The 21,888-nt window shown below is 46.3% G+C and carries 22 protein-coding genes; 2 read left to right on the top strand and 20 right to left on the bottom strand.

From position 1 onward, the window contains the following. Positions 1–3: 3 nt before the first annotated feature. A complete protein-coding gene (locus FBF61_RS30995; protein WP_138484877.1) occupies positions 4–948 on the bottom strand; it encodes a glycoside hydrolase family 43 protein in 945 nt (314 codons plus the stop codon). 101 nt (positions 949–1,049) lie between these two features. Further along, positions 1,050–2,417 carry a Gfo/Idh/MocA family protein gene (locus FBF61_RS31000; protein WP_138484878.1) on the bottom strand — a complete coding sequence of 456 codons (1,368 nt, stop codon included), beginning with the start codon at positions 2,415–2,417 and terminating at the stop codon, positions 1,050–1,052. 209 nt (positions 2,418–2,626) lie between these two features. Between FBF61_RS31000 and FBF61_RS35685 the strand changes: the two genes are divergently transcribed. Next, the gene (locus tag FBF61_RS35685) at positions 2,627–3,067 is read left to right on the top strand and encodes a DUF6934 family protein (RefSeq protein WP_374756638.1); all 441 of its coding nucleotides are present in this window, start codon (positions 2,627–2,629) and stop codon (positions 3,065–3,067) included. A gap of 21 nt (positions 3,068–3,088) precedes the next feature. Next, positions 3,089–3,238: a hypothetical protein gene (locus tag FBF61_RS34790; protein ID WP_166444658.1), complete on the top strand. Its 150-nt coding sequence runs from the start codon at positions 3,089–3,091 to the stop codon at positions 3,236–3,238. 10 nt (positions 3,239–3,248) lie between these two features. Here the strand turns inward: FBF61_RS34790 and FBF61_RS31005 are convergent, their stop codons facing one another. The 18 genes from FBF61_RS31005 to FBF61_RS31090 all read right to left on the bottom strand — a co-directional run bounded on the left by FBF61_RS31005 (position 3,249) and on the right by FBF61_RS31090 (position 21,884). After that, the gene (locus FBF61_RS31005) at positions 3,249–4,184 is read right to left on the bottom strand and encodes a sugar ABC transporter substrate-binding protein (protein ID WP_138484879.1); all 936 of its coding nucleotides are present in this window, start codon (positions 4,182–4,184) and stop codon (positions 3,249–3,251) included. Positions 4,185–4,304: 120 nt separating this feature from the next. After that, positions 4,305–5,252 (bottom strand): ABC transporter permease, encoded by a 948-nt coding sequence (locus tag FBF61_RS31010; RefSeq protein ID WP_229215308.1) that lies wholly within the window; start codon positions 5,250–5,252, stop codon positions 4,305–4,307. A gap of 159 nt (positions 5,253–5,411) precedes the next feature. Continuing rightward, complete coding sequence (locus tag FBF61_RS31015; protein WP_138484880.1) at positions 5,412–6,905, bottom strand: sugar ABC transporter ATP-binding protein; 1,494 nt, start codon at positions 6,903–6,905, stop codon at positions 5,412–5,414. Positions 6,906–6,929: 24 nt separating this feature from the next. After that, positions 6,930–7,382: an IS200/IS605 family transposase gene (tnpA, locus tag FBF61_RS31020; protein ID WP_138484881.1), complete on the bottom strand. Its 453-nt coding sequence runs from the start codon at positions 7,380–7,382 to the stop codon at positions 6,930–6,932. 129 nt (positions 7,383–7,511) lie between these two features. Next, entirely contained in the window at positions 7,512–8,675 is a 1,164-nt protein-coding gene (locus FBF61_RS31025; protein WP_138484882.1) for a Gfo/Idh/MocA family protein, read from the bottom strand. Between the two features lie 147 nt (positions 8,676–8,822). Further along, positions 8,823–9,863: a sugar phosphate isomerase/epimerase family protein gene (locus FBF61_RS31030; RefSeq protein WP_138484883.1), complete on the bottom strand. Its 1,041-nt coding sequence runs from the start codon at positions 9,861–9,863 to the stop codon at positions 8,823–8,825. A gap of 135 nt (positions 9,864–9,998) precedes the next feature. Then, on the bottom strand, positions 9,999–11,213 hold the full coding sequence (locus FBF61_RS31035) for a class I mannose-6-phosphate isomerase (RefSeq protein WP_138484884.1): 1,215 nt from the start codon (positions 11,211–11,213) through the stop codon (positions 9,999–10,001). Positions 11,214–11,452: 239 nt separating this feature from the next. Beyond that, positions 11,453–12,535, bottom strand: coding sequence for an aldose 1-epimerase family protein (locus tag FBF61_RS31040; protein WP_138484885.1), 1,083 nt, complete (start codon positions 12,533–12,535; stop codon positions 11,453–11,455). A 90-nt stretch (positions 12,536–12,625) separates the two neighbouring features. After that, on the bottom strand, positions 12,626–13,435 hold the full coding sequence (locus FBF61_RS31045) for an alpha/beta fold hydrolase (protein ID WP_138484886.1): 810 nt from the start codon (positions 13,433–13,435) through the stop codon (positions 12,626–12,628). Between the two features lie 116 nt (positions 13,436–13,551). After that, positions 13,552–14,379, bottom strand: a complete 828-nt coding sequence (locus tag FBF61_RS31050) for a sugar phosphate isomerase/epimerase family protein (RefSeq protein ID WP_138484887.1) — start codon at positions 14,377–14,379, stop codon at positions 13,552–13,554. A 33-nt stretch (positions 14,380–14,412) separates the two neighbouring features. Continuing rightward, positions 14,413–15,480 (bottom strand): ThuA domain-containing protein, encoded by a 1,068-nt coding sequence (locus tag FBF61_RS31055; protein ID WP_138484888.1) that lies wholly within the window; start codon positions 15,478–15,480, stop codon positions 14,413–14,415. Between the two features lie 30 nt (positions 15,481–15,510). Next, positions 15,511–16,362 carry a sugar phosphate isomerase/epimerase family protein gene (locus FBF61_RS31060; RefSeq protein ID WP_138484889.1) on the bottom strand — a complete coding sequence of 284 codons (852 nt, stop codon included), beginning with the start codon at positions 16,360–16,362 and terminating at the stop codon, positions 15,511–15,513. Positions 16,363–16,442: 80 nt separating this feature from the next. Continuing rightward, the gene (locus FBF61_RS31065) at positions 16,443–17,219 is read right to left on the bottom strand and encodes a 3-keto-disaccharide hydrolase (RefSeq protein ID WP_138484890.1); all 777 of its coding nucleotides are present in this window, start codon (positions 17,217–17,219) and stop codon (positions 16,443–16,445) included. Between the two features lie 400 nt (positions 17,220–17,619). Beyond that, positions 17,620–18,171 carry a fasciclin domain-containing protein gene (locus FBF61_RS31070; RefSeq protein WP_205748340.1) on the bottom strand — a complete coding sequence of 184 codons (552 nt, stop codon included), beginning with the start codon at positions 18,169–18,171 and terminating at the stop codon, positions 17,620–17,622. A gap of 92 nt (positions 18,172–18,263) precedes the next feature. Continuing rightward, positions 18,264–19,415, bottom strand: a complete 1,152-nt coding sequence (locus FBF61_RS31075; protein WP_138484892.1) for a beta-1,2-mannosidase — start codon at positions 19,413–19,415, stop codon at positions 18,264–18,266. Positions 19,416–19,564: 149 nt separating this feature from the next. After that, positions 19,565–20,167, bottom strand: coding sequence for a YceI family protein (locus FBF61_RS31080; RefSeq protein ID WP_138484939.1), 603 nt, complete (start codon positions 20,165–20,167; stop codon positions 19,565–19,567). 123 nt (positions 20,168–20,290) lie between these two features. Further along, positions 20,291–20,842, bottom strand: a complete 552-nt coding sequence (locus FBF61_RS31085) for an RBBP9/YdeN family alpha/beta hydrolase (protein ID WP_138484893.1) — start codon at positions 20,840–20,842, stop codon at positions 20,291–20,293. A gap of 4 nt (positions 20,843–20,846) precedes the next feature. Beyond that, complete coding sequence (locus FBF61_RS31090) at positions 20,847–21,884, bottom strand: formylglycine-generating enzyme family protein (RefSeq protein WP_138484940.1); 1,038 nt, start codon at positions 21,882–21,884, stop codon at positions 20,847–20,849. Positions 21,885–21,888: the final 4 nt, after the last annotated feature.

Consider the following 21,888-nt stretch of genomic DNA (forward strand, 5'->3'; position numbering starts at 1 on the left):
AGTCTATTCGAGTGCTCGCAAAGCCTTAAAAACCTGGTCAGTAACCTTGAAAACGGTTCCATGGCGGATTCCCTTGGGAAATGAAACCTGATCGGAAATGTCTGTCCAGCTTTGCATATCGTCCGACTTGATCGCACCATACCGGTGGTCCATATATTTGTCGAAATAAACATAAACGCTTCCGTTGATATCCACTGCTGTTGGGCCCTCTGCCCAGTAATTTCCCGTCAAAGGTGGAGATACTTTTACAGGGTATGGCCCTTCCGCATTTTTTGATTTGGTGATACGGATATTCTTTTCAGCAGGCTCAGGGTTTTCATTTTTCAAAAACATGTAATACCACGAACCCTTTTTCAGTATGCTTGTGTCTATTACGCTAAAATCCGGGTTAAAGAACATCTTTGTGGGAGTGAATGTCTTGAAATCTTTTGTCGTAGTATAATATATCCTGTCGTTGTAATCATCTTCTGCTTTCGATGTCTTGATTTCCGAATGCCTCCCGGGAATTGTAGTGGCCCAGTAAATGATAAAGTTCTTTTTCTTATCATCATAAAAAATCTCGGGGGCCCAGGTATTTCTGGCTGCCGGTTCGTGCTCCATGACCGGAACAGCCTTTTGCTCAGACCAGTGTATCAGATCCTTCGAAGATGCATAGCCGACGTTTTTATCAGTCCAGCTGGTTGTAAAAACCATGTGGAATGTTCCGTCCGGGCCTTGAATGATACAAGGATCTCGCATCAGCTTGTCCTTGCCAACGGTGGGTGTCAGAAATGATTTCCCGTTTTTGAGTGCCTCCCATTTCAAACCATCCTTGCTATAAGCAAAATGAAGGCCGTCCTGCCCGTTATCCACGAAATATGAAAACAAGTAAGTATCCGACTGGGCCTGCGTCAGATTTGAGATAAAGATCAGAATTAAGGTAAAGATAGAACCAGGCCGTATTTTCATGATTTTTTATTAATAATTAAAACAAAATACGCGTCCGGGTTTAGTCGGACGCGCTTCGTACTGGGATTTATTCGAGGACCACAAATTCTTGTTAACTGACTTTAAACTTTTTTATAGTCCGGATGTTTATAGGGATCGCGGTATGGCCTGGCCAGCAATGCATTGGCCTCCCGGTCACCGACAATTTCACGTTTTACCGGATCGTATACAATCGGCCGGCCCGTTTTCATGGACAAATTTGCCAGGATACAGCTTGCTGTCGAAATATGTCCTTCCTCAATATCTGCCACCGGCTTGGTACTGTTGTCGATTGCACTGAGGAAATCGAGCATGTGCAGCCGGGTTGCTGGTGCGGCGTTCAATTCTATGCGTTCTTCTTTTAAATCTTCAGGATATTTTTCTTTTTCAAAAACCACATCCTTATGGATTTTTTCCCCTTTTCCCTGCGGAATAAAATCGTAAGCCATCGTACTCGCCCACAAAGTCCCTTTTTCACCATAGAGTGTAAACGACCAGGGATAATCCGGGTTGTTAGGAGTTCCCCAGGTACGGTGCTGCCACACACAATTCAATTCAGGATATTCAAAAATTGCCGATTGTGTGTCAGATATATTTGATTTCCCTTCTTTCTGGACATAAATGCCTCCGGTAGAACTGATCTTTGTGGGCCAGCCAAGTTTCAGCATCCAGCGCACAGTATCGAACATGTGCACACACATATCACCGGTAATGCCATTTCCATACTCCATAAAAGTTCTCCACCAGCGGATATGCGGGAGTCCGTCGTATGGACGAAGTGGTGCCGGGCCTGTCCATTTTTCGTAGTCAAGGAAATCAGGAACTGCTTCAACGGGCGGATTTCCATTGTTTCGCATGTGAAAGTAGCAACACATTTCCACGTGGGAAATTTTTCCGAGCAGCCCTGCGTCCACTATATTTTTCTTTGCTTCGATCAGGTGAGGGGTACTTTTGCGTTGAGTACCTACCTGCACCACTTTTTTGTACTTCCTTGCCGCAGCCACCATCGCCTCACCTTCCATTACATCCACGCTGATCGGCTTTTGGACATATACATGGGCCCCGGCTTTTACTGCATCGATCATTTGCAGTGCGTGCCAATGATCCGGTGTGCCGATGATCACGATATCCAGCTCATTTTCGGAGAGTAGCTTTTGATAATCCCCATAAAGCTTAGGTGTTTTGCCCGATTTCTGGCGCTGGCTTACCAGCTTTCCCGCTTCGTTCAATTGATTTTTATCTACATCACAAAGTGCGATCACATCCACAGGTGCCACCTGCATCAACCGGAACAAATCACTTTTTCCGTACCATCCGGTACCGATCAAACCAACACGAAGCGTTTTGGCAGGGTTTATCAAATCCATTCCACGGGCACCAAAAGAAGACAATGCAAGCGCAGCAGTGGCTCCGTGAAGAAAACTACGACGGTTGATGTTGAAATTATTCATTGACAAAATGATTGTTTTCAGGATTTTATAAGACAGCGAATTTCTCTGTACGACTTTATAAAGAGATTTTCAGGTTTGGTATACTTTGATGATGGTGAACTTTGTTTCGAGCCAGGGGATTTTTGACGACCCTTATTAATTTAATATTTTATATTTGAGGATCCGACTTACTCAACTTATATAAATTATAACAGGATGATGTATTTTGGATGAAATCAGAGTTCTATTCGTACATAAGTGATGAAAGTTGCTTGCTATTTGAATTTAATAGTATCAGCGACTTAAAGATCATTCGGAAAATTATTGCTTACTCGCCCTTTCCTGACAATCCAAATCTGTTTAATCTGGCACTAGGGGATTTATTAGATAATGGTGAAGTAAGTGATATGAGTGTTAGTAACAATTCGGATATGGAGAAGGTCATTTCCACAGTGATTCAAACCATGTTCCACTTTTTCAAAAAGTATCCCGACTGTTTAATTTATATTATTGGAAGTACGGCCGAAAGAACCAGGCTTTACCGGATAATTATTGCCAGAGAAATAACTGAGGCTAATAAGTATTTTCAAATTTATGGTATAATTGAATCTGAAATAGAATCTTTTCATCCGAACCGGTCTTACGATTCTTTCGTTATTGGATTGCGGTAATGTTAAAACTTGTGAAGTACTATGAAAACACCGACCAAAAATCCGGTTCAATCAAACCAAGCTCCACAGAAGCACGCTTCTGTGGGTGCTTTTACTCAGGCAAAATTAGAAAAGGCCTTAAAAAGTTTAGAAAAGGTTGATTTAAGCAATATTGTCAAGAAATCTGTTTGATTCGCCTGAATCACTTCAAAAACTCCCCTACATTTTCTTTCGTAACCAATTGAAAAGGAATGAGTACCTCTTTTTCAAAGGCTTCTTTTTTCGCAGCTTTTACAGCAGTTTCTATGGCGGTCCCTCCTTGTAGCCTGGCGTTCTGAAAGACGGAAGCATCCAACACACCTTTTTTAACAGCCTGAAGTGCGTCGGGAATAGCGTCGACACTTACTACGATAATTTTGTTTTTCAGTCCGGCTGCTTCCAATGCTTTTACGGCGCCCATTCCCATTTCATCATTTTGGGCAAAGATCGCGTTGATCTGCGGCCCAAAAGATTGTATCCAGTTCTCCGTCAGAGACATGCCTTTGGCACGATCCCATTCGCCGGACTGTTCTGCCAGAAGCTTCAATCCCGGATTTGCTTTCAGTACTTCTTTTGCTCCCTGATCCCTTTTCAGCTGTGCAGCCTGCCCCATAAAACCATGGATCATAATTACATTCCCCTTGCCTCCCAGCTTTTCAGCAATGTATTTCATAGCTATCCTGGCCGATTCGGTATCATCAGACCCGATGAAAGCAGTAGGTTTTGTGCTGGTTTCGGAATTTACATTAATGATCGGAATATTGGCATTCATGGCCAGCTTAATAGCAGGTGAGCTTGCCTCTACTTCGCAAGGGTTCATTACAATTGCATCTACACCCTGCGCAATAAAGCTTTCAACCTGCTCCACCTGCTTTAATGCGGAACGTTCGGCATCAACCGTAATCAGTTCAACACCCAGTTCTTTGGCTTTGGCTTCCATTTCGTCGCTGACACTGACGATGAACTCATTTTGCATACTTAGCATCGTCGCGCCGATTACGAGCTTTTTGCCTTCACCGGATTCTTCCGATTCGCTTGTTTTGGACTGATTGCAGCTTGCGATAATGATGGCCAGGGCCAGGATGGTTATGTGCTTCATGGGGTTTCGTGGTATGGTTGGGGTCCTGCGGGCTTTGCCCGGGGTTGAGGTATGGGGCCTTTCAGGCCTTTTTTTGCCCTTGCGGGCTTTACGTGTGCGTTACTATGAATAATCCTTTATCTACTGTTTTTTGCCGATGCTGTCCAGTACTACGGCGCCTATGATGATGATGCCCATAACAACCTGCTGGTAATACGATGTTACATTCAGCAGGTCCAGGCTGTTACTTATCACTCCGATCAACAACGCGCCTATCAGCGTGCCGGTCATCGTTCCGGTGCCGCCCGAAGTGCTGGTACCGCCTATGATCGCCGCTGCAATAGCATCCAGCTCAAAACCTGCTCCTGCGTTGGGCTGACCCGTTGTAATTCGTGAAGTCAGTAAAATGCCGCCCAGTGCAGAAAGCAGCCCACACATCGTATATACCCAAATTTTTACCCGGTTCACGCGGATTCCCGAGGCAATGGCCGCAGGCTCATTTCCACCGACGGCATACATATACCGGCCCAAAATGGTTTTGTTTAAAAGTACGGAGCATAACACAAACGCGACAATCAGAATAACGATTGGAAAAGGAATGCCAAAAACATTCCCTCCTCCTATGAAATTGAACGAATCGGACAAATTGGAAATCGGCCGTCCTTTGCTCAGAATAAGCGCAAGCCCCCTGCCGATGGTCATTGTTCCCAATGTTACAATAAAAGGCGGCACTTTGCTCTTTGTAATAACGAAACCGTTAAAAGCGCCGAACACAACTCCTGCGCCCAATCCGGCCAGCAAAGGGACCAATACGGGATAAGTGTCAGGATGTGCGAACGTAGCCGTAACTACGCCTGTGACGGCCACCATCGATCCCAACGAAAGATCAATCCCTCCGGTAATGATCACGAACGTAACTCCAAATGCCAGAAGCGCATTGATAGAAACCTGCGTTCCAATAATTTTCAGGTTGGGAATTGTAAAAAACTTCGGGGTACTCAACGCCAATGCCAGGCAGATTACCGCAAAAGCCAGATAAATACCATATTGGCCGAAATTCCTGAAACGGGCATTTAATGTATTGTTCACGATTGCAAATTTTTGGGCTATCGGCCGCCAGCAATCCGCTTTAGGCTTTTTATTAATATATTTTGGCGGGCTTTTGTTGTTTCGATTATCACTCAGGGAATAGTCGGCACCAAAGTACAACTCGGCCTCAGCTTTCACCGATGTCGACAGCTGAAAGCCTTACGCTACCGCATATTTCATAATTGTTTCCTGGGTTGCTTCCTCTTTTGAAAGCATCGCAGTTTGTTTCCCTTTTGATAAAACCATAATCCGGTCACTCATACCTACTATTTCCGGTAATTCGGATGAAATCATGATGATAGCAATTCCCTTTTCCGCCAGGCCACGGATCAATTTATAAATCTCGAATTTCGCGCCCACATCGACGCCCCGGGTAGGTTCGTCAAGAATTATGACTGAAGGAGATGCCAGAAGCACTTTTCCGATTACCACTTTCTGCTGGTTACCTCCGCTGAGATACTTCACTTTCTGATCCATTCCGGAAGATTTTATGCGCAGATCGCTGATCATCTGAAGTGCAGTTTTGCTCTCGCTCGGGCCACTTACAAATATCCCTTTCCTGTGATCGGGCAGACTGGCCAATGTGAGATTGTGCCTGATAGAAAGTGCAGGTACAAAACCCAGGGCCTTTCTATCCTCACTTACATATCCCAACCCAAGTTTAATCGCGTCTCGGGGAGATTTTACCGATATCGTCTCATCATTAATCAGCACATCACCGCTGTCAGGTTTGTCGAGGCCAAAAATAGCCCTTGCAATTTCTGTTCTTCCCGCTCCCATCAAACCGGCAATACCCAATATCTCTCCGGCGTGAACATCAAAACTGATTTCTGAAAACTTTTTACCAGACCTCAAATTCCTGACAGACAGCACTTTTTCGCCTTTTACAAATGTCGAATCAGGGAACATACTGTCAATCTCTCTTCCTACCATCATGGAAATCAAGCTGCTGTTACTTAGTGCAGATGCTGCGTGGGTACCAATGTATTTACCGTCACGCAGGACGGTAATTGTATCAGAAATCTTATATATCTCGTCCATTTTATGAGATATATAAATGATCGCTACCCCTTTTTCTTTCAGATTACGGATGATCTTAAAAAGTGTGTCTACTTCCTTGTCGGATATGGCCGAGGTGGGTTCGTCCATGATAATCACTTTTGCCTCGTTTGAAATTGCCTTTGCAATTTCCACCATCTGCATTTCAGCCACACTCAGATATTTCATTTTTATATCGGCGGCAATACTTACCTCCATCTGGCTCAGCAGCTCAGCAGCTCTGGCATTGAGCACCTTATCATTAAGCCAACCCGAACTTTTACCGGTGATTTCCTTTTCTCTTCCCAAAAAAATATTCTGTGCGACCGTAAGCTCCGGAATAATGAGTATTTCCTGATGGATCATCGAAATCCCCCGTTTCAGGATGTCATTTACACCATGGTTTTTCAGACCGATTCCTTCAAAGATAATTTCTCCTGAATCAGGCTGCAGTAGCCCGATCAGTATTTTCATGAAGGTCGATTTGCCCGCGCCGTTCTCCCCCATCAGTGCGTGCACCTCACCTTTTCTCAATGCAAGCTGCACCCCATCCAGCGCTTTAATGCCTGAGAAGGATTTAGAAAGGTTGGTAACTTCGAGGATAACGTCTGTCATATCTATTTTGGGACAATACATCTGCTAATCCCAGACATATCGCTCATCGTATTCTACATTATATTTTTTCAAAAAGCCCCTGAATTCATCTTTAAATGTTCTCTTTTGATGATGTACTTTCTGATTGGCGATATACCTTACTACGATTTCAAGTTCATACGGATTAACCGAGAATACACCGTAACCATCCTGCCAATAAAAGTTGCTATACTCAGGAAACTTTGTTTTCAGCCATCTGGACGAACTTTTCTTGACCTCTTCCAGCAATTTCATCACCGTAATTTTTCTGGATAGTACACAGAGAATATGAACATGATCGACATAACCTCCGACTTTGACAGGAATACAGCCCATCGAATTACAGATCCCGCCTATATAGCTATGAAGCTCATTTTCTATTCTATCATCGATGAGTGGCTGACGGTACTTGGTCGCGAACACGATGTGTACGCAGATTTTTGATAGTGATTGTGACATGTGTGTGTGTATTATGTAGTAAAATAGGGCTATCGCCCTATCTTGAAGTATGAGGCCCTTTCAGGGCTGGACTCGCCAGAGCCCTGAAAGGGCCTTATACTTCTCCACTGGGCAAAGCCCAGTGTGGTATCACTTCTCGCTCCAAGCCACGCCTGTATCTTTCCAACTTTTGGAAGAGGCGGAATCGAGAACTGCCTCACAGACTTTTTGCGTCTCGTAGGCATCTTTGAATGTAGGATGGCAAGGCTTTCCTGTCTGCAGGCTTTCGAAGAAATCTGCGGCCTGATGGATGAATGAATGCTCGTAACCAATGCTCGTACCGGGAATCCACCATCTTTTCATATAAGGCTGATCTCCATCTGTAACCAATATCGATCTCCATCCGCGAACGATGGATTCATCCGAATGGTCGAAATACTCCAGACGGTTCAGATCATGCAGGTCCCAGCGAATAGACGCGTGCTCACCGTTGATCTCGAAAGTATACAGCGCTTTGTGGCCGCGTGCATAACGTGTGGACTCGAAAAGCCCCAGCGAACCGTTATCAAAATGGCAGTGGAAGATACATGCGTCATCAATTCCCACTTTTTGTACCTGGCCGCTGGACTGGTGTACACGTTCTTTAATAAATGTCTCGGTAACTGCGGAAACATCTTTAATACCTCCATTGATCCACATCGCGGTGTCGATACAGTGTGCGAGCAAATCGCCCGTCACGCCGGAGCCTGCCGCATCTACATCCAGACGCCATGTAGCGGCTCCGCCCTGTGGAACATCCGGATTAATGGTCCAGTCCTGAAGAAAGTTTGAGCGGTAGTGAAAAATCCGGCCCAGTTTTCCGGAATCCACGATCTGCTTGGCAAGTGTAACCGCAGGGATCCGGCGGTAGTTATACCAGACCGTATTTTTCACTCCCGACTTTTCAATCGCATCCACCATCGTTTTTGCTTCTTCCAATGTCCTCGCAAGCGGTTTTTCGCAAAGGATCATTTTACCTGCCGCAGCCGCAGCCACTGCGATTTCCGCATGGGTATCATTGGGTGTACAAATATCAACCGCATCAATATCATCACGGGCAATGATCGCTTTCCAGTCGGTTTCAACCGATTCGTAGCCCCATTGTTCTGCAAAGGCTTTTACTTTCTCCTCGTTGCGTGAACAAACGGCTTTCAAAACCGGACGATATTCCAGTTCCGGAAAGAAGTCGCCGATTCTTTTATATCCATTGGTGTGGGTACGGCCCATCAAGCCTGTCCCGATTAATCCAATTCTTATTTCTTTTTTGTCTGACATGGTATTGAATAAGTTTTAAGAGCTTGTCGCTATCGGCTGTCGGCGTTCAGCTTTCGACTCTTATTGTGCCTTAAGAACGTTTAATGTTGTGATTGATTAATTCTCAACAAGTGACCTCTGCCGACCGCTGAAAGCCGACAGCTTCCACTAAGCTTCCTGGTACCAGCCATGTGCTTTTCTCACATTGATCAAAGCTGCCAGAATATCATTCCAGGTTTGCTGACTGTCCATTACCGAGTTGGGGAACATACAACCATCCCAGCAGATATGCCGGAAAGCTTTTGTGATATTGCCATTTTCATCCCGCAACCAATAACCTGCGTCATGGGTAATATCCAGTTTTCCATTGGGATCGGTAGCCAGACAGTGACGACCTGTCTTATCATGCGAACCAGTTCCGTGAACAGTTCCGTCGTTTTGCGCAACGTGAAAATCCAACGTCCACGGACGAAGCGCGGCAGTCATCGTTTTCAGTCCTTCGTCCAATGCAGCGCGGTCATTCCACTGGAAATCCACGGGAAGAATGCGGTGTTCCGGTGCATTATAACCCAATAAATAAAGGAAAGTATGTGACATATCTGCCTGGAAACCAATGTTCGGGCGACCAACTGCTTCGAGTGTATCCAGCATGGTTTTCCAGCTATGCATACCTCCCCAGCATATTTCGCCTTCGGCGGCTAATTTTTCACCAAAATCCGCAGCTACATCACAGGCACGTCTCCATGTTTCAGCAATTTGTTTTGTATTGCCTGCAGGATCAGCCGACCAGGCCTCTGGCGAAGCCGCCGAATCGATGCGGATAACCCCGCCTTTGCGGATTCCCTCATCACGGAGTTTTTTACCAAAAACACATGCGATACGGACCTGCTCAACAAATTCATCACGGGCTTCCTTGCTTCCCATAGCCGATCCCGCCCACACATTGGCGACCAGACTTCCAGCTTCCAGGTTAAGCCCGCCCAACTTATCAGCCAGACGCGCAGCTCCGCCTTCGTCGTTCATATAGATGCCGACATGCGGCTCAAAAAGCCCGATATCGACACCGTCAAATTTCACACCGTCCACATCCGCGGCAGCGGTTTTTTCAAGCAATGTATCAAAAGAAATAATAGGCTCCGAATCAGAACCTTTGCCTACAATACCAGGCCAGGTGGCATTGTGAAGCTTTGGATAATTATTTTCAGGCATGGTTTAAGATGTTTTTTTATTTGTTAAATACATCGGCTGTCGGCTTTCAGCTGTCGGCCATTTTTTTGCAACTTCGGCAGCCGGCGGTCAGCTTTCGGCTTTTTTAATAGCCGACGGCCGACCGCCGATAGCCCCTTACAATCCTAGTTCCGGATTTCCTGGTCCGAAATGTTTCAGTATTACGATCGGATCTGTTTTAGAAGGGTTACTGATTGTTACACCTTCCAAAGCAGCCTTCTCACTTACAAAGAATTCATCGTTAGTAAGTTGTCCATAACGGATCAGAGCTGGCGTTTCAATATCCCACTCACCGAATTTGCCGTGGCCCTGCATTACGATCATTCCGTATGCACCGCCGTCTTTGATGATTACAGTTTGCCCCGGGAAAACGGTCAGTTCCTTGGCACTGTAAGCCTCGTTTTTGTAGCAAATCCAGTTTTCACTATATCCCTCCGCTTCCATCTCGGCCACATCTTTTACCGGTTTCGGACGCATGAAATGTTTTTCCATCAGATTCGGATTCACATTCAAATCCCAGTCAATCACTTCCATCAGAAGGTCGTAATCGCCGATTCTGTCTTTCGGCGTACCTTTCCAAAGTAGCTCTTCCGGGATAACCGCTTCATTGACAAGCGATTGATACATTGCGAAAATATCAGATGCTTTTTGAGGCTCGTAAGTACACAAGCTGCCAGGCGCGTGCAACATGCCGGGAGGAACATCCCAGCCAGTTCCTGGCTCAAGACGAAATGCCTGCGAGTAATTGGTAATCTTATTGTCGCCCTTGGTGAAGTTCATCAGGCACTCTTTGATCTGCTCTTTGGTAGTACCTGGAGCGATACCAATGAATGTGTATGGAAAATCACCGCCGTGGTTGTTCAATTGAGGTGGGAAATAGTAGGCTTCCGGCTTTCCGTTCTGGCCAACCATCGCGGCGTGCTCATCTCTGTGGTGAATATGATGCGGAAGCGGCCCCATATTGTCAAAAAACTTGGAATACATCGGCCAGCTCTTGTATTGATCCCAAAGTCTGTCGCCTATGATCTGACCTTTCAGTTCTTCCACCGCGTCGCGCAATGTGACTTTTTGAACCCCTGATTCATCTTCCAAAACGATTTGGCTCAAACCTTCATTTTCGCCTGTAAGCGGCCCATTTTCCGCAGGAGTCGTAGATGACAACCAACGCTCGTCGATACCGCCACGTTCTCCTCCAAGCACATAGTAATCGTCCGGGTGCAGCTTGATCCTGCGGCCGGGAACACAAAATGACCTTGGCACCCAGGTTGGGGCCAAACGCAATATTCCTTTTCCCTGTTCTAAAGCCTTCTCTGCTATACTTGAAAGTCCCATTGTTATTGATTAAAAATTTGGTTTAGTTAAAATTTAATATTGATAAAACTCTAATATTCATTTCTTAAAAAATCTCTTTTTGCCCCACTCTTCAATTTTAGTTTTGCTCTCCCGGGCTTTGCCCGGGGCGGAGATATGGGAGCCCGTTGGGCTCTTTTTAGAAAAAGTATGTTTTTCGTTCTTCATCCCCTTTCTTCCTTCCTACCATTCTCCCTTTCCTCCTTACTCCCCTTCCTCCCTCAAACAACTTTCACTTTCAAGAGCAACTCCTCAATCTCCCTTTCTTCTGTCAAAATTTCCAGTTCCAGGTCATAGGAACGACCTTCGCCAGGTTCAATGAAAATCAGCGTTCCGTCTTCCCTTGCTTTGGCTTGTCCCGACAGCGGGTGCGTGCTTGGTTCCAGACCAGTCACGTACTCCCCTTTTCCCCAATGTTGCCAATTGGCAAGCCAGGGCAACTGTTCTTTTTTAAACTTTAATGCAACCGCCAGACCTAATTTTGCATTATGCAGCCCGCAGACGCTATCTCCAAAAATATCGGCTTCAATATCGATGAGCGCCACTTCTTCTCCGCTTCCCAAGTGACTTTCCAGCGGAGCCGGGCAGGTTTTGAAATCATTTCCTTCTTTAAAGATCTTCGCATTTTCTTCTCCATGCCGCGGAAACCATTTTCCGTTCCAAAGAATCTCTGTACCCTCATCTGCCAGCGGCCAGCCGAAATTGAAATGATACAGCAGCATGTGCGGTGAAGCAGTATTAGCCCGGTTGATCACTTCATCATGAATACGGATCGAAGGTTGTCCTAAAGTTGCAGATATCGTTCGTCTGAGTTCAAGGCTTGGGCCAAATGGTTTGGTTTCTTTAATAATCCCTGTTATGCTCATTTCGAGCCTGCCGGTCCTCGGGTCAGGCTGGATGATCGACTCTATTTCAGCTGGTGAATTACTGATCAGACCATGCAAACCACGATCTCCATATTCGTCAGATTCCGGGCCGCCCACGTGCGTAAGTCCGCAGGTAGTGACCAAGCCGCCTCCGAAAGTGCGCAGCCAATCAATTCCCTTGTCGGAAAAAGGCTGCGGATAGGTTATACCGCCGTGACTCAGCCAGGCGAGGCTGTGCTGATTATAAAAAGCATCCGCGATATCCATCGCACGGTCAATCACTACTTTAAAACGAAGGCCTGTACCTGTATTAATCCAAGCGATACGGGTACCCCGGCCAGCTCCATTATCGATAACGGATGTTTCAATTCCACCCACTTGCAAATGATTGGATACCTTATCTTTCCAGTCCTGGTTTATTGAATCCGCACGCTCCATTGTAATTTATTCTGATAATGTCTAAAACTAAAAAAGGCTTAACGTATACGGTTTTAATGTCTTTGAAATAAAAAACACACCTTCCACCTGTCAGGCAGGCACACTGGATAACCAGTTCTTAACCCTGATATTGAAGTCATCCGTATTTTCAAAATGGAACGCGTGCCCCAGTTTTTCGTATAAAAAAAGCTCAGCACCCGGGATAGCCCCGGCCACTTCTTCGGCCATCCATACCGGCGTGAAAATATCTTCGCGACCGCCTATGACCAATGTCGGTTTATTTATTTTGCCCAGATCATTCAATGCATTATGAGAGATACATGCTGCCGCCTGCCCTTCCAATCCATGTAAGGGTTGGGGAAAGGGATTAACTGCATCCTGATTCCGCCCGGCTTCCAGTTCGGCGTGTTTTTCTTCATTGTCCCACGATGATTTTGAAAAAATCAGCAGCTGTATATAAAGACTGAATTCTTCCGGACGGAATTTGGCTTTGGCATTCATGATATGGCGGAACAAACCTTTTGCGTAATTGTCGCACCGGGCCCAGGGGCACATCAGCACCAGGGATTTCACTTTATGCGGATGACGGATCGCCAGTTGCTGAGCAATTGTACTGCCCATGGAGCAGCCTACCACATGCACACTATCCAGGCCAAGCGAATCCAGCAAACCGGCATAGTCATCTGCCATTTGCTCGGAAGAGTAGGGCCCTGCCGGTTTGTCGGTTTGCCCCACCCCGCGGTTATCCCCGATGATGCACCTGAAATGATGTTTCCAGTCGGCAACATGCACGTTCCAGACAGCTCCGGGGGCAGTTATTCCCATAATCAGCAACAGCGGTTCTCCGCTGCCTCTTTCTTCATAATAGAAATTGATTCCGTTTGATTTAATCGTGGGCATTTTGGAGACGGTCGGCCTTCGGCTATGGGCCGTCGGCTTTTTTTAATAATTAGTTTGATTTTTAAAGAATCTGGCAGGAAAACCGAAAGCCGACTGCTGACAGCCGGCTGCCAAAACTATTTCAATGCCGGGATAAGATCTTGCTGGATCCACTTTCCGTCGTGCAAGGTTACAAAATCAGGATCTTCCAGGGCTTCTTCCCCTTCGTCTTCGCAGATAATCCAACCGCTGTAATTAATGTCTTTCAGCCACTGGGTTACGCCCAAAAGGTCTACTTTCCCCTTGCCCATCAAAGTGAACTCAGGATTTCCGTCCCAATCCTTAAAATGCACGTGATTGATCAGCGACTGGTACTCTTTCATCTTGGCCAGCGGATCCATTCCGCCATTGATAATATGTCCCACATCGGGTGTCCAGCCGGTAACCGACGGGTCCAATGCTTCCAGGACAATTTTATAATCCTCCTCGGTCCTGATGATCGAAGTATGCGGGGAATTGGGATGGTAGCTGCAAGGCACACCTTTTTCAGCCGCACGGGCAGATACCCGGTTTACGATATTGACGAGCCTTTTCTGGCGTTCTTCGAGATTATGGCGCCCGGTAGGAATCTGGACTGTATTCAGCATCGCACCAGGAAAACGCTGCAATACACTGATCGCATGATCAGCTACTTCGCGCTCGCGGTCTGTTTCTTCGGCTTCGTTCCAATCGAGTGCCAGAGCGAGCGCAGCCAGTTCAATGCCTTGTTCTTTTAATTTGGCTTCCAGCTTGTCCGGATCGATCAGATCTCCCATCCAGGTAAAAATCGGCTGGATGCCTGTAAAACCTGCTTTTGCGATTACTTCGATCATGTGCCCCAGACGGCCTTGATGTGTCTGGCCGCTATTGCTCATAAACCAGGTATAAACCTCTGATCCAAAGCGAAATGGAATTTGTTGCGACATTAAAAACTGTTGTTATTTTATTAATTAGAAAAACTACTTCGTCTTTTTCTTTACAATTTCGCCAGGCATGATCAGCGAATCCCAGCCAGCCAGATCGGCAGGTTTTACATGCGCCTTATATCCGCTGAAATTGAAGGTAGTAGGCTTGTACGGCCCTACGAATGCAATATCATTGTCAGGCTTGATCTGCTTGTCCATTCCCAACAACCAGAAGCTGGCGTTGATAACCATGCGACGGAAACCTTCATTCAATATATCTTCGGACGCCCCGTGGGTTACTGCAAATGCACGGCCCGTTTTTCCGGATTCGATCTTGTAATCGCGCACCCAGGCAACCGGGAGCAGTTCCTTGGTTTTGTCGGGCTCGGAGGTTGGCGTCATACCATTAAGTACCTGACCTCTTGCCAGTACCGTACCTTTAGGATAAGCAGTATAACCTCCTGACTGTACCCACACATCTTTCACGCCACGCATAATCGGATGCTTTGCCTGCGATTCTTCAATGATGATCCTGGAAGATTGTTTGTGATTGGTTCCATAATGGGATACCCAGGTTTCCCCGAACACATATTCACCAAAACCGTCCTTCCACTCAGTTTTAGGACCATTATAATCCCAGCTATAGTGACCCCATTTTGCATTCTTTTTATTGCTGAAAGCATGAGTCGATGTTCTGAAACCCATAATCGGGCCGCCTCGCTTGATGTAATCGTCGATATGCTTCATTTGTTCGTCGGGGAAATCCGCAAAGCGCATGAACATTACCAGCAGATCTGCTTTGTCGAGCACTTCCAGTCCCTTGATATTGGAACCACCGGGAAGAATATCATTGTTTTCGTCCAGCGCGAATACGACAGTACAGGTAAATCCATACCGCTTGGCCAGAATCCGCGCCAGTGCAGGGAGAGATTCCTCACCCCGGTATTCATGGTCGGTTGCAATAAAAACGATGTTTTTCCCAACTCCCGGCCCCTTATCTCCCTTATAAACCACCTTGTATTTATCAGCATCCGTCTGCAAAACCGTTTCAGGCTGCGCTCGAAAACTGAACATAAAATGAGCAATACTGAGCAGCAGCATTGCAGTCAGGATCTTTTTCATAGGATTTGGGAAAACGTGAAGTGATGTTGGTTAAAGGCCATGTTTGAGGCTCATTTCCCTGATGAATTTGTAGCCATTCTCGGCAATATCCCAGGGATTGGAAAACTCCCGCCAAACACCGATGGCGTTAGCGAAATCCGGATCATTTCTGGAAAAAGCCTCGATTGTAAGCCAGCCGGAATATTTGATAGCTGCCAGAGACGAAAATGCATCGTCCCACAGAACCTGCCCGTCACCAGGGGTACCGCGGTCATTTTCACTGATATGAACGTGCGCCAGGACCGGGGCTATGGTCTCAAGTGCCGTCGAATATTTCTTTTCTTCAATATTGGAATGATGGGTATCGAACATTGCCCGCACATTCGGGTGATCCGCAGCAGTCACCAGCTTTTTCAACTGTTCCATGGTATTGCACAGGTAACATTCAAACCGGTTGAGCGCCTCTAGACCAAAAACGATGTTCGCCTGGGCAGCATAGTCCGCCGCTGTGTTCAGCACTTCCCCTGCAAGCGCATATTCCTGGTCAATAGCCGGGCGATTTACAAAAACTGTATGTGCCGAGTGAAAAGGTCCGCAAATTATTTTGGCATTCAGATCGTGGGCACGGTCCACGGCCCATTTGATCTTGTCGATAGCCTTTGCCCGAACCTCCGCTGACTCACTTATCGGGTTGTCGTCTTTTCCCAGCGTCATTACTGCTGTAGTTTCCAGGCCAAGATCTTTGGTGTAATTTCCCATCCGCTTGTAAGCTTCGGCATCCTGAGGGCCTAAATAAAACTCAACTCCGTCGTAACCGATCTGTTTAAGACGGTCTATTGTGGGGAACAAATCATCTGAAACCGCCGCCGTCCAGGCAAGCACATTAAATCCTATTTTATTCATTGGGTTTAAGCGTTTAGCCGTCGGTCCGCAGCATGACAGCCGAAGCCGAATGCCGATAGCCAACAGCTTAATAAAAATATTTATTGTTTGATGCGAAGGTCTTTGTATTCCACTTTCATAGGCGGACCAACATGCACCTGAACACCGAGCAGACCTTTCTTTTTACCGTTAACTGTATCGTTATCAGTAACATCGCTCATTAAAACACCGTTGACATAATGCTGTAAACGATTGCCTTTTGCAATGATATGGAAGTCGTTCCAGTCTTCACTTTTGATCAGTGTTTTCAGAGAATCCGAGCTTCCTAGTGAGCCCGTCACTTCAAAACCTGTCCAGGCATTGTTTTTCACATTGGCACGAACGGCCTCAGGCGTGTTCTCACCAGTGTATTGCTTGATAGTAGTTTTTTGTCCGCGGTATGCCAGCGTCGTTCTTTTACGCTCCTCATAATTCTGCCCGGTGTAGTTATTTTTCCCGTCGATATCAGCCTGGTAACCTTTTAATGCAAAAGGCACATCGGTTAGCTGCTCACTGCGGTAATTGATCCCGGAGTTACCATCTTTGGCAATTTTCACGGAACCTTTCAATTCGAAATCTCCGGGCTCGCCACCCCGCCAGATGATAAAGGAATTGGTTTTCAGAAGTGTTTCAGGAGTTATTTCTCCTACCAGGTGGCCGTTTTCTACCCGCCAGTATTTGGTATCCCCGTCCCAGCCCTTCAGTGTTTTGCCATCAAATATTTGAACGAACCCTTTTTCTTTCTTCTGAGCCACACTTGAAACGTGGCTTCCAATGGTCAGTAAAACAGCCAGCATAACTCCGGCATTGATAATTCTGGAATTCATTTTTGATCGCATTTATTGGTTTAGTGACTTCTGAACTAAAGGGTTCCCTTACAACAAGGGGTATACTTAACTACAATACTCTTTAAAAAAAAGAAAATAATATCCAAAAATTCCTAAAATTATCGGGGCGACCATCCTGTACTAACCTGCTTTCAAATTCCTCTCCCAAGCTTGTTTTTAAAAACACCGAACATTGAGAACCTACTGCAAATATCCATTCCCATGTACTTTTGCAATTCAAATCTCAAAATCTTATGTGATTATGCAATTCAAACCTCATTTTCTTAAAAGAATTTGCCATTTACCTTCCATACCTGGTTGCAGGTAACACACAAAAAAACGGAGAAGCTCACGCCTCCCCGTTTTTTCAACAACCAACATTCACTCCAACCAACTTCACAAAACCATGCTGTTATGGCATCAGCACTTTGTCGATCACGTGGATCACACCGTTTGACTGGTACACGTCGGCGATAGTCACTTTTGCCATGTTTCCTTTGGAGTCGGTTACGATCAGGTCTTTACCTTTCATCGAGAATGTCAACTCTTCCCCCTGAACTGTTTTGGCCATCGTCTTCCCGTTGCCGTCCTTGATCATTTTCGCCACCGATTTCGAATCCACTTTCCCGGGGATTACGTGGTAGGTTAATACCGATGTCAACATTGCCTTGTTTTCCGGTTTCAACAAGTTGTCAACTGTCCCTGCCGGTAAACCTGCAAATGCTTCATTAACTGGTGCAAACACCGTGAATGGTCCCGCCCCGGACAACGTTTCAACAAGACCGGCTGCTTTTACAGCTGCTACAAGTGTAGTATGATCTTTGGAATTGACGGCGTTTTCGATGATGTTTTTGGAAGGGTACATGTCTGCACCGCCTACCATTACTGTTTTTTCTTTTTGAGCAAATGCACTGAAAGTGGTCAAAAGAGCCACAGCCAGTAAGCTTCTAAATCTGATCGACATTTTCATAGGTTTTTAGTTTGTTTAATTTTCCCTGATATACGCCGCAGATTTTTGTTTGGATTGAATTGTTTGAAGAAAGAATTGAAAAGTTTTTATCGGACCGGCAAAGGATCGCCCGGGCCTTTCTTTTTCGGGTCAAAAACTGCCACGCCAACCCTCGAATCTGCGCAGCCATAATAGAGCAGCCATTTTTTCTTAAAATAGACCATCCCTTCTATAAATACTGTCCCGGCTACATACTGACCACTTTTTTCAAAAGATTCCATCGGCCGGAAAAATGGTACATCCAGACGGGCCAGTACCTTGGTGGGATCATTTTTATCAAACAAAACCTGTCCCGCGCAGTAGCTGTTGGGCGTAAAACGTTTGTCACCGTCTTCGCCCTTATCGTTTTTACCATTATATAAAAGCACGATGCCTTTGTCGGTAATGATCGCGGGCGGGCCGCACTCCGTGAGGTTACTGTCAAAAAACCCCTTTCGGGGAGAAATAAGGTTGACCAGGTCCTGATTTTTGTCCACGACAGGCTCCCAGTTGATGAGATCCGTGGAAGTAGCAACGTTCACATGCGCCTCTCCGAAATAGAGCCAGTACTTTCCATTGATTTTTGCGATCACCTGCTTGTCATTTACGAGTTTCGTCACGATCGAGCCCGATTTCGACCAAATCTCATTGAATTTTCCGCCATAAGCATTTTTAAACGCCGGGCCGTGCTTTTCCCATTTGAGCAAATCCCTCGATGTAGCGATGCCGAGCCGGGCCTTATCCTGGTTCCATTGGGTATAAATGATCACATACAAGCCGTCTTCTGTCACAGCCACACGCGGGTCTTCGCATCCTCCCGGCCATTCCATCGCTTTCTGGCTGTCCTCCGCGGGATATAAAACAGGTTCTTTACGACGCTTGAACGTTATCCCGTCTGTACTTTCTGCATAGCCCAGCCGGGAAGTCCGCTTCCCGATGGCCCGGCCCGCTTTGTCCTCAGCCCGATAAAGCACCACGATCTTCCCATTTTTAATGGTAGCTGCGGGGTTAAAAGTGTCATTCGATTCCCAGTCAACCTGCCTTTTGTTCATCGGGCAAAAAAACGTGCTGGTACTATCGGGCGAGATCACCGGATTGACATCAGCCGGACGCACGAAACCACCAAAAGTCCAGTCCGGAAGCTTGTTCACTGTTTGTCCATGAACAATATCCGCTGCCAGCAACACGGTTATGATAAAAACCTTTATAAAATTTTTCATAGAAATTATTAAAGTTATCAAACAAGATCCCAAATATATACCTTTTAGCACGCCGCACGGCAGACAATAAAAAACGGCCTGACCTTTCGATCAAACCGTTTTTTTGGTACTGTGTATCCTGTTACCGCCAACTCAGGAACAGGCATTTTTTATTTATTGGCAACCAGGTTGACGTCCAGTGTAAAATCGTTGTCGATTGCCTTATCCCCCAGATTTTCGAAGAAGTTGGCCGACCGGAACTTGATGTCGTATTTGGTACGGTCGACAGTAACTTTTGCGTTGGCAGTAACTTTTTTGCTGTCAGCTTTCACAGTAGCCGGGAATTTTACATCCTGCGTAATTCCTTTTATCGTCAGCTTTCCTGTAACATCGTATGCATTTCCACCTTTTGGTGTCACCGAACTGATCACCAGTTTCGCTTGTGGATGTTTCTCAACCGAGAAAAAATCATCGCTTTTAAGGTGTCCTGTCAGTTTCCCGTTCATCTCCTTATCAGTAACATCCGTTACTACCAGAGATTTTACATCTATTACAAAATTACCGCCTTTCAGCTTGTCATTGTCTACGATCAGCGAGCCGCTGGTCAGAGGCACCGTACCGGCATGTGTTCCTGTCACTTTTTTCGCGCCCCAAACGACTGTACTACTTTTGGTATCCACTGCTAATGTTTTATCAGCTGCCTTGGATTTATCCGGACCATTGGCAATGGAGGCAGTGGTAATGAACAAACCAGCCAAAGCAAAAACAAACATTTTTTTCATAGTCATTCAATTGTTTAAGTATAGAAATATTTTTTTGTAAGATAAGAAGCTAGCTTAACATTCGTAAACCTGTTTTTAAATAATCTGCTGCGCAAACCTCAAATAAAAAGTTGCCTAACCGACGAGCTGCAGACTACCGAGGCGTTCCAGTATCTCTTTTCCCTCCGCCCAGTCTTCCAGACCGGACACTGCATTGATATGTCCTTTTTTCCCGATGTTCACAAACTCACTTCCCCAGTTGGTAGCAAACATTTTTGAACGGCTGATAGTAGCATAAATATCATTGGTACTTGCCACTACTATGCTCTTAAACGAAAATTGCCTGACCGGTATTGGCGTAAAACCAATTACAAAATTGAGCCGTTTGGAAAGTTCAGCATCGGCCGGGGCCACCAAAAGCGCGCCTGCTATATTTGCGGACGTGTATTCATTGGCCCAATGAGCTACCGTGATACAGCCAAGGCTGTGTGCTACCAGGACAGTCGGCGCGGTTAACAAGCTGATACTTTCCTGCAACTTTTCCACCCAGTCATTTTTAACAGGCCAGTCCCAGTTTTCCTGCTCCACCCTCGTAAAGAGGTGCGGATACTGGTTTTCCCAGATGGTTTGCCAATGTTGCGGGCCCGAACTTGCCAGTCCCGGAACTGTTAAAAAACGAACGCTCATAATCTCAATTTCTATCCTTTACGCACCTGAACCCAAGATTATTGCTTCCGCTTGTCACTTCTCCCTTGCCCCGGCTACCGGCTTTGTACCGGATGCAATAGTCGTCGCTGCAAAGAAACGATCCTCCGCGCTGAACCCGTTTTACGGCCCCCAGCTCATCAGGATCATAACTGTCCGATGGTCCTTTAGGATTGTCCTTGGGGCTTTTGGTATAATAATCCGGACGATAGAGATCCTCGCACCATTCCCACACATTGCCGTCCATATCATACAGGCCGTAAGGATTTGGCGGAAAAGATTTAACAGGTGCCGCACCCGTGTAACCATCCTCGTTGGTGTTCTTATCGGGAAAATTTCCCTGATATATGTTCGCGACCCATTTATTACCGGGTTTCAGCTGGTCGCCCCAATAGTAGGTGTGATTTCCTTTCCCGCCCTGGGCAGCGAACTCCCACTCTGCCTCGGTAGGCAGCCGCTTTCCCGCCCACTTGGCATAGGCCGCCGCGTCTTCATAGGAAATGTGGATAGCCGGGTAATTTTCTCTGCCTTTAATAGAACTTGCCGGACCTTCGGGATGCGACCAGTCGGCCCCGGGCACGTAATTCCACCATTGCAAAGGATTATCGAGAGAAACCTGTGTTTTGGTAGGGGTAAACACCGCCGAGCCCGGAACCAGCTTGTCTGCCGGGACACCCGGATAATCAGCAGGATTCAATGGTCTTTCCGCTACCGTCTTATAATTTGTAGCTTTTACAAAAGCCGCATATTCGGCGTTTGTTACTTCGTGTTCATCCATGTAAAAACCATCGACAGAAACCCGGTGCATCGGGCGCGAATCAGGAAATTCATCGGCTCCCATCAAAAACTCTCCCCCACCGATCCAAATCATTCCGGTTGTGTCGTCTTTGCCCTGTGTAACGTGGGCAGCATTCTGGATCGCCGCTGCGCGGGAAGGAATACCCTCTGCGATGCAATGCGCCAGACTATCAGCGGTCTTCTCTGCCGCTGTCTGTTTTTTCTGGCAGCCGGAGCTCAGCACCATAACT

Source organism: Dyadobacter bucti, assembly GCF_005869225.1.
GTDB classification, from domain to species: Bacteria; Bacteroidota; Bacteroidia; order Cytophagales; family Spirosomataceae; genus Dyadobacter; species Dyadobacter bucti.